This window comes from Pararobbsia silviterrae (genome assembly GCF_003628125.1).
GTDB classification, from domain to species: Bacteria; Pseudomonadota; Gammaproteobacteria; order Burkholderiales; family Burkholderiaceae; genus Pararobbsia; species Pararobbsia silviterrae.
The window spans coordinates 177,126-189,551 of sequence record NZ_RBZU01000001.1 but is presented as its reverse complement, the minus strand read 5'-3'; the positions used below and the strand labels follow the sequence as shown (position 1 = coordinate 189,551).

Annotated in this window: 14 protein-coding genes; 3 read left to right on the top strand and 11 right to left on the bottom strand. The window is 66.2% G+C overall.

The annotated features are described in order from the left end of the window. Positions 1 to 110: 110 nt before the first annotated feature. The gene (locus D7S86_RS00780) at positions 111 to 368 is read right to left on the bottom strand and encodes a hypothetical protein (RefSeq protein ID WP_147432167.1); all 258 of its coding nucleotides are present in this window, start codon (positions 366 to 368) and stop codon (positions 111 to 113) included. A gap of 223 nt (positions 369 to 591) precedes the next feature. On the opposite strand from D7S86_RS00780, the gene D7S86_RS00775 reads away from it, so the two are divergent. Next, a complete protein-coding gene (locus D7S86_RS00775) occupies positions 592 to 1,080 on the top strand; it encodes a MarR family winged helix-turn-helix transcriptional regulator (RefSeq protein ID WP_121082180.1) in 489 nt (162 codons plus the stop codon). Positions 1,081 to 1,261: 181 nt separating this feature from the next. Next, positions 1,262 to 2,875 (top strand): DHA2 family efflux MFS transporter permease subunit, encoded by a 1,614-nt coding sequence (locus tag D7S86_RS00770; RefSeq protein WP_121082178.1) that lies wholly within the window; start codon positions 1,262 to 1,264, stop codon positions 2,873 to 2,875. A gap of 44 nt (positions 2,876 to 2,919) precedes the next feature. On the opposite strand, the gene gspN is transcribed toward D7S86_RS00770, so the two are convergent. The 8 genes from gspN to gspG form a co-directional block, all read right to left on the bottom strand. Then, positions 2,920 to 3,699 carry a type II secretion system protein N gene (gene gspN / locus D7S86_RS00765; protein WP_121082175.1) on the bottom strand — a complete coding sequence of 260 codons (780 nt, stop codon included), beginning with the start codon at positions 3,697 to 3,699 and terminating at the stop codon, positions 2,920 to 2,922. A 13-nt stretch (positions 3,700 to 3,712) separates the two neighbouring features. After that, positions 3,713 to 4,240 (bottom strand): type II secretion system protein GspM, encoded by a 528-nt coding sequence (gene gspM, locus D7S86_RS00760; RefSeq protein ID WP_121082174.1) that lies wholly within the window; start codon positions 4,238 to 4,240, stop codon positions 3,713 to 3,715. Further along, a complete protein-coding gene (gene gspL / locus D7S86_RS00755) occupies positions 4,237 to 5,730 on the bottom strand; it encodes a type II secretion system protein GspL (protein WP_121082171.1) in 1,494 nt (497 codons plus the stop codon). Before gspL ends, gspM begins: the two co-directional genes overlap by 4 nt. A gap of 27 nt (positions 5,731 to 5,757) precedes the next feature. Then, positions 5,758 to 6,840, bottom strand: a complete 1,083-nt coding sequence (gene gspK / locus D7S86_RS00750; RefSeq protein WP_240647942.1) for a type II secretion system minor pseudopilin GspK — start codon at positions 6,838 to 6,840, stop codon at positions 5,758 to 5,760. A 101-nt stretch (positions 6,841 to 6,941) separates the two neighbouring features. Then, positions 6,942 to 7,613 (bottom strand): PulJ/GspJ family protein, encoded by a 672-nt coding sequence (locus D7S86_RS00745; RefSeq protein ID WP_121082169.1) that lies wholly within the window; start codon positions 7,611 to 7,613, stop codon positions 6,942 to 6,944. After that, a complete protein-coding gene (gene gspI, locus D7S86_RS00740; protein ID WP_121082167.1) occupies positions 7,591 to 8,019 on the bottom strand; it encodes a type II secretion system minor pseudopilin GspI in 429 nt (142 codons plus the stop codon). Before gspI ends, D7S86_RS00745 begins: the two co-directional genes overlap by 23 nt. Further along, positions 8,006 to 8,494, bottom strand: coding sequence for a prepilin-type N-terminal cleavage/methylation domain-containing protein (locus D7S86_RS00735; protein ID WP_240647940.1), 489 nt, complete (start codon positions 8,492 to 8,494; stop codon positions 8,006 to 8,008). The genes gspI and D7S86_RS00735 overlap by 14 nt, the downstream gene beginning before the upstream one ends. 21 nt (positions 8,495 to 8,515) lie before the next feature. Beyond that, the gene (gene gspG / locus D7S86_RS00730) at positions 8,516 to 8,935 is read right to left on the bottom strand and encodes a type II secretion system major pseudopilin GspG (RefSeq protein ID WP_276313310.1); all 420 of its coding nucleotides are present in this window, start codon (positions 8,933 to 8,935) and stop codon (positions 8,516 to 8,518) included. Between the two features lie 285 nt (positions 8,936 to 9,220). Between gspG and D7S86_RS00725 the strand changes: the two genes are divergently transcribed. Then, positions 9,221 to 9,631, top strand: a complete 411-nt coding sequence (locus D7S86_RS00725; RefSeq protein ID WP_121084139.1) for a type II secretion system protein N — start codon at positions 9,221 to 9,223, stop codon at positions 9,629 to 9,631. A 27-nt stretch (positions 9,632 to 9,658) separates the two neighbouring features. On the opposite strand, the gene gspF is transcribed toward D7S86_RS00725, so the two are convergent. Further along, a complete protein-coding gene (gene gspF, locus D7S86_RS00720; protein WP_121082164.1) occupies positions 9,659 to 10,876 on the bottom strand; it encodes a type II secretion system inner membrane protein GspF in 1,218 nt (405 codons plus the stop codon). Between the two features lie 28 nt (positions 10,877 to 10,904). Continuing rightward, positions 10,905 to 12,416: a type II secretion system ATPase GspE gene (gspE, locus tag D7S86_RS00715; RefSeq protein WP_121084137.1), complete on the bottom strand. Its 1,512-nt coding sequence runs from the start codon at positions 12,414 to 12,416 to the stop codon at positions 10,905 to 10,907. Between the last annotated feature and the right edge of the window lie 10 nt (positions 12,417 to 12,426).

Here is a 12,426-nt window from a genome sequence, read left to right as displayed (position 1 = left end):
GACCCGCAAGCGTAGCGGCGCGAGGCGCGGCTGTCTGTCGGACGCGTCGACGGTCCCGTTACGCGTCATTACGCGTCCTGACGCGTCAGGACTCGCCGATCGCCGACTGATCAGGGCCGATTGCTGCAGTAGTGCGGAAGCGCCGCGCGACGCGGCTTTGCGGATGAGGGGGCCGACGCGCTCGGCTCGACACCCGAATCGGCGCCGGCGACGCGGCTACGCCGTTCGAGATAGACGAGCAGTGCAAGCATCGCCATGCCGAAAGGCAGCAGGAACACGAGCCCATAGACCGAGAGTTTCAACCAGCGCAGCCGTCCCTGAGGCGTCAATTGGGCAAGGCGGGCGGTGGCGGTCTTGAGCGTATTCATGATGTTTTCAGGCATCCGGCAGGGGAGCCGGCAATGGGCTAGCGCATTTGCTATGGCTAATCGTTTTCGATTTGCATATCTTATTGCCTATGCAATTAATCCACAAGGCTCGGCCTCGACTTCGGCGTGGATATTCGCTTCTTTGCAACGCTTGACTTTTCTGCCTAGGCAACTAGTATTCGAAACCTACGGCACGATTGCCCAAAACAGCGGATTTCCCCACATGACAGGCGCCCCGAAACCCGAGGACTTCTCCCTCGAAGGCAGTGTCGGGTACTACCTGGCGCGCGCGCGCAACGTGCTGCTGCACCGGATGGACACGGCCGTCGCCCCTCTGGGCCTGACGCCGCAGCAGATCGGCGTGATGTTCCAGCTCAGCAAAGGTCTCGCGCGGACGCCGCAAGAACTCTCGCGCGCGCTGGCCTATGACAGCGGCTCGATGACGCGCATGCTCGACCGGCTCGAAAAGAAGGGCTTCATCGCGCGCACGCGCAGCGAGCAGGACCGTCGCGTCGTCGAAATCGCGCTGACGGACGCGGGCCGCGCGATCGCCGCGCAATTGCCCAACGTCTGCGGCAGCGTGATGTCCGAAGTGCTTGCGCCGTTTTCGAAGGACGAAGTCGAGATCCTGATCCGCCTGCTCACGCGAATCGCGGAGCACGAGATTCCGATCGCGCTGAGCAACGCAAGCGCGGACGACGAAACGACCTGATCTTTCCGATTGAATCGACCGATCACGCGCCACGATGCGCGCACACTGGAAACGGTCGGGTCGCTGTGATTACTGTCTGGGCAGAAGATGCTGGGGCAGATATTTAAATAACCATTTAACACGTGTGCGTGGCGTACGGTGCGGACCGATTCGCTTCACGCACGCTACCAGGGATCGCGCCATGTCTGACGCCGCCGCCTCACCCGCCCCATCCGCAGACGCATCCGCCGCTCCACCGAGTCGACCGCCCGGCGGTGCCGCACCGGGCAGCGCCGCGCCGGGCTTTACGCCGGGCACGCTCGCCTTGCTGACGCTCGCGCTCGCGTTCGGCACCTTCATGGAAGTGCTCGATACCTCGATCGCGAACGTGTCGGTCCCGACGATCGCCGGCAGCCTCGGCGTCGCAAGCAGCCAGGGCACGTGGGTCATCAGCTCGTATTCGGTCGCCGCCGCGATCGCCGTGCCGCTGACCGGCTGGCTCGCGCGCCGCGTCGGCGAGGTCAAGCTGTTCACGATGTCGGTCTCGCTGTTCGCGCTGATGTCCGCGCTCTGCGGCTTCGCGACGAACCTCGAGTCGCTCGTGTTCTTCCGCCTTATGCAAGGTCTGGTCTCGGGTCCGATGGTGCCGCTTTCGCAGACGATCTTGCTGCGCAGCTATCCGCCGGCCAAACGCGGCCTCGCGCTCGGGCTCTGGGCCATGACCGTCGTCGTCGCACCGATCTTCGGTCCCTTGCTCGGCGGCTACATCACGGACAACTACACGTGGCCTTGGATCTTCTATATCAACGTGCCGATCGGGATCTTCTCGGCGCTCGTCTGCATGAAGGCGCTCAAGGGACGCGACACGCCGACGATGCACATCCCGATCGACGCGATCGGGCTCGCGCTGCTCGTCGTCGGCGTCGGCTCGCTGCAGATGATGCTCGACCTCGGCAAGGACCGCGACTGGTTCAACTCGTCGTTCATCCTGACGCTGGGGCTGATCGCCGCCGTCGCGCTGACGATGCTGCTGATCTGGGAAGTCACCGAATCGCAGCCGATCGTCGATCTCTCGCTCTTCAAGGACCGCAATTTCGCGCTCGGCGTGCTCGTCATGGCGCTCGGCTACTGCACGTTCTTCGGATCGGTGGTGATCTTCCCGCTCTGGCTGCAGACCGTCATGGGCTATACGGCGGGCAAGGCCGGACTCGCCACCGCGCCCGTCGGGTTACTTGCGCTCGTGCTCTCGCCGATGGTCGGGCGCAACATCACGCGGCTCAATCTGCGCATGGTCGCGTCGTTCGCGTTCTGCGTGTTCGCGCTGGTCTCGTTCTGGAATGCGTCGTTCACGCTCGACACGCCGTTCCTCAAGCTGATCGGCCCGCGGCTCACGCAAGGGATCGGCGTCGCCTGCTTCTTCGTGCCCGTCACGACGATCACGCTTTCGAGCGTGTCGATCGATCACATGGCGGCCGCATCGGGTCTGTCGAATTTCCTGCGCACGCTCTCGGGCGCGATCGGCACCGCGGTCAGCACGACGATCTGGGAAAACACGGCGATCTATCACCACGCCGTGCTCAGCGAATCGGTCAACGCATACTCGGCGAACACGAACGCGTTCTCGGATGCGTTGACGGGTCTCGGCATCACGGGCGACACGATGACGGCCCAGATCAACTCGATCGTCACGCAGCAAGGGTTCATGCTCGCGACGAACGACTATTTCCGATGGTCGGGCTTCGCGTTTCTGGGGCTTGCGGTGCTCGTCTGGTTTACGCGCCCGCCGAAGGTCGCGCACGCGGCTTCGGGGCACTGAGCGTCGGCGTTGCGGGGCGCGCGCTCACCATGCGCCCTGCGGTCTCATCGCCCAAAGACGAGCGCGTAACTGCCATCAGGACTCCTGCGTCCGAGCAGATCGAGCAGCGACCTCAGGTTGTCCGCATAGTTGGGCTCCGCGTGCGCGGACCCCGTGAACATCAGATGCCGGTCGCGCATCGTACCCGTGCCGTCGAGCATCAACGGGCCGCGGATCGTCGTCAGCGTCATCGACGCCGTATCGCCCTGCGCCTCGTAGACCAGCCGGTACGCGCCGAGCGGCCGGACCCGCGAGATCCGGGCGGCGACGTCCGACATCGTGACGGTCATCCGGCCGAACGCGCGCGGGCCGAACACGCGCCACTCGCCCCAGTCGAGCCGCACGACGCCGCGCAACGCGAGCGTGTTGAACGGCGCGCCGAGTCCGTCGAGCAAGCTCGCCGGCACGTCGATGCCGCCCGCGCCGAGCGTCGCCTCGCGCATCGACGCGACGACCTCGACGGGCGCGCGCATCGCATCGGTCTGATTCAGCGTCATATGGACGCGCCCCGCGAACAACGACCCGAACGACGTCGTCCATTCGAGGCGGCCGGGCAGCTCGGTCAGGTCGCCCGAGTCCGAACCCGCCGCGAGCCGCAACGTCGCGCTGCCGTGCCAGAGCGAGCCGGACGGATCGGCGAGGATGATGCGTCCGCCGGTGCGCGCCGCGAATTGCGGCGTGATCCACGCGGCGGGCAACATGACGAGCACGGTCACAACGATCGCGACGAAGCCGACGAACACCCAAGGCGCGGCGCGCGATACTGCATAGCCAAAACGATTCATCGATGCCGGTCCTTCAACGCGATGTCGCGGGCGCGAGCGTTGCGTCGAAATCGACTTGACCCGGTTTGTCGAGCGCGGTGACCTCGGCTTCCGAGACCTGCACCTTGTTCTGCTTGCGTGCGTCGTCGAGCCAGCCGATCCAGTCGCCGAACGGCACGTTCTTGCCGCGCACCTGCACGGAGTTGCCGATCGCCGTAACCTGAACCGCCTGCAGGCCATGCGCGCCGAGCGAGTCGGTGAGCGCTTGGCGCAGCGCATCGCCGGTCGGCGGCACGCCTTGGGCGGCCGGCTGCAGTTCGCGCGCTTCGCGGGCCTCGGCCTGCATCTGCGCAAGTTGCGCGCGCAGATCGGGCAACGCTTCGCGCAGCTCGGCGCGGCCTTCGTAGGCGGGCGCGAAGCAGACGCTATAGAACAGCGCCACGCCGAGCACGATCCCGCCGATCGTCAGCAAACGCTTCTCGCGCGGTTCGCGCGCACTCCAGAATTCGTCGATCGCCGTGCTGATCGCATGCCACGTCTGCGCGCTCGTCGTGTTCTTCATTTTGCATTCCCCGCGCTTGCGCTCTTGATCGTCCACTTGCCATTCGCCTGCTGACCGGCGAGACCGTTGCCCGCGAGCCGCGACTCGAAGCCCGGATCCACATGCACGGTCGGCTTGAATGTGACCGTCAACGTGCGTTCGCGATACGCGATCGACGCGATCCCGTCGGACGGCACGTTACCGAGCGAACGCGAGAGTCCCGCCGACAGCGAGAGGAAGTCGCTCGGCGAAAGCTGGCCGGCCGCGAGGCGCAACTGATCGAGCTGACGCGCCATCTGCGACGCCGGTTCGAGCACGACCGAGGTGCGCGGAAACGCCGACAGCAGCGTTTCGGTCTGCTGGCTCACGAGCGCATCGCGTTCGCGCGAGAGCGTGAACCACTGGATGTTGAGCCCCACGACCGTCACGAGCACGCTGGCCAAGGCGAGCAAGGCAGGCAGACGCCACAGGCGCCACGTGCGGCGGCCCGGCCGCCAGCCCTGCGAAGCGAATTCGAACTGGCACAGATCGAACCGGCTCGCGAGCGCCGCGCGCGCGACCGATTCGAACGGCAACGCGATCGCGCGGGCCGAGATCGGTTGCGACGCGCCATGCGCGTCGGGCCAATGCGAAGCGCCGCTGTCGATGCCGGGTTCCGCGCCGGGGATCGCGCTCAAACGATAGACCGTCAGCGGCGCGCCCGCTGCAACCGCGTTCAGCGTCGCATCGAGCGCGTTCGCCGGCACCGCCATGCCTTCGCCGAGACGACCGCGCGCAATCGCGAGTTCGATGCGCGGCACCTCGGCGAGCGCGGGCGTAAACGTCGCATCGCCGGCCAGCAGCGGATCGGTCGTCACGACGGTGCCCAGCATCGCGGCCACGACGGGCACGCGCTGTTCGCGCGCCACGCGGTCGGCCGCTTCATCGGCGCGCGCCTGCGAGACAGCCGACCGCGTGCCGTCCACCGTCACGGCGGCGGCCACCGTCGCTGCGTCGAGCACGGGTTCGAGCGCGTCCTCGTCGGTCTCGATCCCCGTCGCCGACGGCACGCCGACGAACGCGCTGTCGTCGCTCGCGGGCAGCCCCGCGGTCAGCGGCACCATGCGCACGTTCCGGTGACCGGCGGTCGAAAACGCTTCGGTCAGAAAGCGCATCCAGCCGCGATCGATGACCGCGAGCAGCTTGACGCCGTTGACGGCCGGCTCGGGATCGACCGCGATATGACACGTCTGCGGATCCTGGATGATCTGATCCTCGACGACGTTGGGCAGAATCTGGCGAAGCTTGAGCCCCTTGACCGGCGGCACCTTCGCGCGCAGCAGCAGCGTATCGCGCGCGGCGACGAGCGCGACGGTCAGCGCCGCCTTGGGCAGCAGGGCCATGCCGGCCGAACCCGAGCGCATCGTGCGGCCGCGCTTGTCGAGCAGCACGAACGGCAGCGCGGGCAGGCTCCATTCCTGTGCGGGCGCGGCAGGATCGCGCGGGGGAAGTTGAACGATCAACGTAGTCAAGGCGTACGCGTCCGTGGTTGTGGGGGATCAATACGCATCGTCGACGCTGACGACACGCGTCGCATGCGTGAGACTGTCCCGATAGATCAGCGCATTACGGTGCAATTCGGCGCGTCCGCGCCGGATTTGGCCATGCAGTATGAAGTAGCTCGTTCGCACGTCTGTGTCAGACGTATCGATCGTCACGGTCCGCGGCAACATCGCGCTCGCGCGGTTCGTGAAGTCCGATACCGAAACGAAGAATACTTGATCGCGTTGCGACACCAGCCCCTGCGCGTTCGACAGCGAGAGCAAGGGGATGACGGCCGAAATGACCTCGGCGCTCGCGGTATTCACGTTGATCGTCGTCACGGTCGGCAACACGGTCACGAACGGCGCGAGGCGCGCGACGGTATCGGGCGTGAAGCCCGGCACGTCGAGCAGCGCATAGATCGAGGTGATCGGTAAGGGGCGCGGCGCCGAATCGTCGTCGCTATCGGCCAGTCCGGGGCTGTTCGTGAACTGGCCGTCCGCGCCGCCCGTCGGAGGCGCGGCCTGCATCGACGTCATGTTCGCCTGCGTGCTGCTCGAACTCTGGCGCGTGCGCCCGATCGCGTACTGGAGCGAACGCCGCACATATTGCGCAGCGGGGTCCGCGAGTTCGCCGTTGAGACCGAGCGTGGCGAGCAGCTTCTGGAAGGCCTTGACCTGAACCGGATCGATCGAGGCGGACGTCGTGATCGACGAGCTCGCGAGATTGCGCAAGTTGAATTTGCTCTGCGCATCCTCGATCGAGCCCGACACCCAGCTGTCGTTCGCGCTCTCGAGATCGCCGCCCGAGCCGCCGCCGAACTTGCCGAGCAGGTCGGACAAGCGCGTTTGCGCGATCGGCACGGCCCAGACGCCCCCGAGATAGTCAACAGGCGAGGTATCGGCGCCCGAGCGCAATACGAGCCGCGCCCAGTCGATCGTGCCGCGCGCGACCCATTCGGACTGGTTGACGAGCCGCTGGTTTTCGATGCGCCGGATCTGAACCTGCTGACGCCAGAGAATCCCGGCCACGAGAATCGCCGACAGCGCGACGACGAGCAGCGCGCTGATGATCGCGACGCCGCGCTGCGCGCGATGCATGCGGCCTCTCACGCCACCTGGCATGCCGCTATTTATGCCGTTATTCACGCCGTTTTTCACGTGTATGCCGCGGCACGAGTATGTCGATGCAGTCCACATGATCATTCGCCCACGAGCAGCACGCGCCGCACGGGCGCGGGATCGCCGTGCAGACGGACATCGATCGCCACGCCCGTCACGCTGCGCGGCAACGGTCCGTTGCCGGCCTGCGGCACCGCCGGCGCCTTGACGTCCGCGTCGAGCTGGTCGCGCGCGACGTTCATATCGGACGTGAAACCATGATCGGGCACCCACGCCTGCGATCCGAAATCCTCGACGCCGCCCACGAGATCGACCGAGCTCCACTGATCGTTCGGCTTTGCATTGAGACCCTTGCGCAGATCGCCGACCGTTGCGATCGCGGGCGACGCCTGACGCACGATCCGATGGTCGATATCGCGGTACCGAACGACTTGCAGACGCGGCGCACCCGCGATCCGCATCTCTCGAACGACCTGGAGCACGCCGCCGCCGACGCGCACGGGCGGCTGGCCGACTTCGTCGTCGCGCGCCGCGTTGCGCAGATCGACGTCGAGCTGCGCGAACAACTGCGACAGCGCGCGTTCGTTCGACATATTCGCGGTCAGCGACTCGCGCGCGCGGATGATTTCATCGAGTCCGCGATACGAGAGCACGGCGACGATCGCGAGCAACGCGATCGCCACGAGCATTTCGATAAGCGTGAAGCCGGCCGCGCGACGCGGCGCGCGCTTAGAGCGAGCGACGCGATTCATTCGGCACGACCGTGGTGATGTTGGCGAGCGATTCGTCGTTTTCGCCGCGGCGCACGACGACATCGATTTGGCGGAACAGGGGATTGGGCGTCGAACGCACGGTGATCGAGCAGCGCAGATCGAGATTGCCTTGCGGGCAAGGTTCGACCGTCGTGCCGATCTCGGGCCATTGATGATCAAGTGTCATCGTCGCGAGTACATTATCGGCGCTCCATCCCGCGAGCATGCGTTCATGCAGACGGGTCGCGTTGCCCGCGAGACTGCCGACCGCGCGCAGCGACGCGCCGAGTGCGATCGCGATGATCGCGAGCGCGACGAGCACCTCGATCATCGTGAAGCCCGCGCTTTTCGTCGACCGTCTCGCCGTCGAACAGGGGCGGCGGCCCCGCAGCTTATTGAACGACATAGCGGCCATTGCCCGTGCTGACGATACTGACTTCGGCCGACGGACCATAGAGCGTCACAACGGCCGGCATGTCGATGACCTCGACGCCGAAAAAGAGCCGTTCGGGGCGTCCCGCGTCACCCGATACGCTCGGATAGCGGATCGACACGCGATCGACTTCCGTGCTCCATGCGCGCGGCACGAGCAAAGGATCGTCCGTCAGCGGGCGCCATGCGCCGCCGTTCTCGCGCGAAAGAAATCGATACCCGCCGTTGACGGGCACCCAGGCAAGCGGCGCTGCGCGAAGCTGCGCGTCGTCGCTCGCCGTTTCGAACGCGAGCGCGAGCCGCTGCGCCTCCTCGGCGAGATCGGTGCGCGGATTGCGCGTGAGCGACAGCGACGCGGCCGCGACGAGAATGCCCGCAATGACGAGCACGATGAGCATCTCGATCAACGTGAAGCCGCGCTGATCGCGCGGCGGCATGACGCAACGCATGGCCGTTCCGAACGTCCCGCGTTATTGCCAGGAGCCGATATCGGCGTCGTTGCCTTCGCCGCCGGGCTTGCGATCCGCGCCGTAGCTGAACACGTCGATCTCGTCATGCGCGCCCGGATTCAGGTATTGATACGGCGTGCCCCAAGGATCGTTCGGCAGGCGTTCGAGATAGCCGCCTTCCTTCCAGTTGTTCGGCACCGGGTCGGTGTCGGGCTTCTTGACGAGCGCCTGCAGACCCTGGTCCTGGCTCGGATAACGGCCATTGTCGAGGCGGTACAGCTTGAGCGCCTGCGTGATCGTCGCGATGTCCTGGCGTGCCGCGACGCGGCGCGCCTCATCGGGACGGCTCATGATCTTCGGCACGATCAGCGCGGCGAGAATGCCGAGGATCGCGATGACGACCATGACCTCGATCAGCGTGAACCCACTTTGCTTGCGCAAGCGGCGCGCACGCGAGGGTTGCGCGGGCGCCGTCTCGACGGCCTCGACCGACGCCGGATATTCGCATTGCATTTGCATGACTGACTGCCTCTTCTAAAAAAAACGCTTCATACACGAGCACGCCATCGTCGCGGCCACTCGCTCGCGAAAACCATTGTAAAACCCCAAGATGACGCGCCGACACGGTCGCGCGTCACTGCTTCGTGCTCTCATCCGGGCAACCCGCTTCGCGACGCCGCCGAAAACGTCATCGCGCTGCCGCGCACGCGCCGTACAATGGCGCGCATGAACCGACTCTACTTTCGACTCGTATCGCTCGCGCTCTTCGCGGTGCTCTGCGCGACGCTGACCTATTGGGCCATCACACTGACCCAGCATCCCGCCGCGCCTTCGCAAGCGGCCGCCGCGCAAGTCGAACCCGGCGTCGGCGACGCGGCGCAGTTGTTCGGCAGCCAGCCGACGCGCGCCACGCAAGTCCAGCTCATCGGCGTACTGGGCCTCGGCGACCATCAGGGCGCCGCGATCGTCAGCTACAACGGCGAACCGCCGCACGCCGTGGCGCTCGGTCAGGTCGTCGGCGGCGGCGCGACGCTCAGCGAAGTCCGTTCGCGTTCGATCGTCATCGAACATAACGGCGTCAAATCCGAAATCACGATGCCCGCGAACGGCCCCGGACCGACGATCTGGGTTCGTTGACGCCGCCCGCGCGTCCTACCGCCGGAACTACTGGACCAGCTGGTTGAGCTCGATGATCGGCAGCATGACCGCGAGCACGATCACGAGCACCATCCCTCCCATCGCAAGAATCAGCAACGGCTCGAGCAGGCTCGTCAGGAACATCGTGCGCCGCTCGAGTTCCATCGCTTCGCCGTTTGCCGCCCGATCGAGCATCGTCGTGACGTCCCCGGTCGCTTCGCCCGAGCGAATCAAGTGCACGAGCACGGGCGGAAACGTCCGCGTGCCCGCGAGCGCGCGAGACAGCGACGTCCCCTCGCGTACGCGCACGATCGCATCGTCGACGTTCTCGCGCATCGCGACATTGTTCAACGTTTCTCCCGCGGCCTGAAGCGCGCGCAGGATCGGCACGCCGGCCGCCGTCAGGATCGCGAGCGTGCTCGCGAAGCGCACCGTGTTGTAGCCGCGCACGAGTTTGCCCGCGAGCGGGGCGGTCAGCAGCCAGCGATGAAACGCGAGCTTCGGCCCCTTCTGCGCGAGCACGCGCTTGACGAGCCAGCCGACGACGAACAGCACGATCAGCGTGATCCACCAGTCGCGCCGCACGAAATCCGACAGCGCCATCATGACGAGCGTGATCGTCGGCAATGCCTGCTTCGTCGTCGCGAACACGCTGACGACCTGCGGCACGACATAGCTGAGCAGGAACGACACGATGCCGAACGCGACGAGCGTCACGATCGCCGGATACGTGAACGCGAGCACGATCTTCTGCTTGAGCGCGTTGCGCTGCTCGATGTAGTCGGCGAGCCGTGTCATCACGACGCCGAGCTTGCCCGTATGTTCGCCGGCCGACACGAGCGCGCGGTAGATCTCGGGAAAATCGCGCGGATGCCGCTGAAGCGCGCCCGCCAGCGATTGACCGCCGAGCACTTCGCCGCGAATCGCCGCGACGAGTTCGCGCACGTAGTCGCGCTCGGCCTGATCGGCGAGCACCTGGAGCGCTTCGTCGACGGGCAGGCCGGCCACCATCAGGCTCGCGAGCTGGCGTGTGAGCAACGCTTGCTCGCGTTGCGAAAGCTTGCGGCCGAACGCCAGGCGCTCGGTGCGTTCGCCGCGCACGCGTTGCCCCGCGGGCTCGACCACGACGGGCGTGAGTCCTTGCGTGCGCAACTGGCCGCGCGCGCCGCGCGCGCTGTCGGCCTCGATCACGCCGCGTTGCGACTTTCCGGTCGTATCGAGCGCTTCAAAACGAAATGCTGGCATTTATCGGGCGGCCTCGTCGGAGATCACATCAGTCGCCGCCGGTCACGCGGATGACTTCCTCGAGCGACGTATAGCCTTGGGCGATCCATCGGTCGGCATCCTCACGCAACGTATGCATGCCGCCTTCGCGGCCGGCAGCGAGGACTTCGGCGTCCGACTTTTGCTCGTGGATCAGCGTGCGGATCGCATCGTCGATCGTGAGCAGTTCATAGACGCCGCGCCGGCCCGCATAGCCCGAGCGCCCGCAAGCTTCGCATCCGACCGGATGCCAGGTGCCGTCGCGTTCGACCTTGCAGGCAGGACACAAACGCCGCACCAGCCGCTGGGCAAGCACGCCGAGCAGGCTCGACGCGAGCAGATAGGGCTCGACGCCCATGTCGGTCAGACGCGTGACGGCCGATGCCGCGTCGTTCGTATGCAGCGTCGCGAGCACGAGGTGACCCGTCAGCGACGCCTGCACGGCGATCTGCGCGGTTTCCAGATCGCGGATTTCGCCGATCATGATGATGTCGGGGTCCTGCCGCAGAATCGAGCGCAACGCGCGCGCGAACGTCATCCCGATCCGGTCGTTGACCTGGGTCTGGCCGATGCCCGAGAGGTCGTACTCGATCGGATCCTCGACCGTCATGATGTTGCTCGTCTCGGTCTCGAGCCGCGACAGCGCCGCATAAAGCGTCGTCGTCTTGCCCGAGCCCGTCGGGCCGGTCACGAGCACGATGCCGTGCGGCTTCGAAATGAGCTTGTCGAACTGCGCCTGCGTGTCGCGCGACATGCCGAGCGCCTCGAGATTGAGCCGCTGCGAGTCTTTTTCGAGCATCCGGAGCACGGCGCGTTCGCCGTGCCCGGTCGGCAGCGTCGACACGCGGACATCGACGGGCCGTCCGCCGACGCGCAGCGTGATGCGGCCGTCCTGCGGCAGGCGCTTCTCGGCGATATCGAGCTGCGCCATGATCTTGATCCGCGAAATCAGCGCGCCGTGCAGCGCCTTTTTCGGGCGCACGACGTCGCGCAGCGTACCGTCGACGCGAAAGCGCACGACCGACGCGTTTTCGAACGGTTCGATATGGATATCGGACGCGCCTTCGCGCGCGGCCTGCGTGAGCAACGCGTTGATCATGCGGATGATCGGCGCGTCGTCTTCCGATTCAAGCAGATCCTCGATCTCGGGAATGTCCTGCATGAGCAGCGACAGATCGACTTCGCCTTCGACCTCGCCGACGACTTGCGCGGCGCTGCCTTCCTGGCGCGCATAGGCGCTGCTGATCGCGAGCGCGAGTTCGGCGGCGTCGACGGTCACCAGGCGCAGCGCGCCGAAATTGCGCGCGACTTCCGCGGTCGCGGCCGCCGGCGTGCGCTCGCTGATCCAGACTTCGAGGCCGTCCGAATGCTGATGCGCGACGAGGATCTGGTTATTGCGCGAAAAACCGTAAGGCAGCGTCCGCGCGGCAAGCGGCGAGGGCGGCGGGTTCGCAGACGACGACGCCCCGCCGCCTGCGGGGGCCGGGGCCGAATTCGAGGGGTGTGACGCAGCGGATGTCATGCGCAAGCTC

Excerpts from the sequence above, each read along its gene's own strand:
- D7S86_RS00780 (WP_147432167.1), bottom strand. The coding sequence starts at position 368 with ATGAATACGCTCAAGACCGCCACCGCCCGCCTTGCCCAATTGACGCCT.
- D7S86_RS00775 (WP_121082180.1), top strand. The coding sequence starts at position 592 with ATGACAGGCGCCCCGAAACCCGAGGACTTCTCCCTCGAAGGCAGTGTC.
- D7S86_RS00770 (WP_121082178.1), top strand. The coding sequence starts at position 1,262 with ATGTCTGACGCCGCCGCCTCACCCGCCCCATCCGCAGACGCATCCGCC.
- gspN (WP_121082175.1), bottom strand. The coding sequence starts at position 3,699 with ATGAATCGTTTTGGCTATGCAGTATCGCGCGCCGCGCCTTGGGTGTTC.
- gspM (WP_121082174.1), bottom strand. The coding sequence starts at position 4,240 with ATGAAGAACACGACGAGCGCGCAGACGTGGCATGCGATCAGCACGGCG.
- gspK (WP_240647942.1), bottom strand. The coding sequence starts at position 6,840 with ATGCATCGCGCGCAGCGCGGCGTCGCGATCATCAGCGCGCTGCTCGTC.
- D7S86_RS00745 (WP_121082169.1), bottom strand. The coding sequence starts at position 7,613 with ATGAATCGCGTCGCTCGCTCTAAGCGCGCGCCGCGTCGCGCGGCCGGC.
- gspI (WP_121082167.1), bottom strand. The coding sequence starts at position 8,019 with ATGTCGTTCAATAAGCTGCGGGGCCGCCGCCCCTGTTCGACGGCGAGA.
- D7S86_RS00735 (WP_240647940.1), bottom strand. The coding sequence starts at position 8,494 with ATGCGTTGCGTCATGCCGCCGCGCGATCAGCGCGGCTTCACGTTGATC.
- D7S86_RS00725 (WP_121084139.1), top strand. The coding sequence starts at position 9,221 with ATGAACCGACTCTACTTTCGACTCGTATCGCTCGCGCTCTTCGCGGTG.
- gspF (WP_121082164.1), bottom strand. The coding sequence starts at position 10,876 with ATGCCAGCATTTCGTTTTGAAGCGCTCGATACGACCGGAAAGTCGCAA.
- gspE (WP_121084137.1), bottom strand. The coding sequence starts at position 12,416 with ATGACATCCGCTGCGTCACACCCCTCGAATTCGGCCCCGGCCCCCGCA.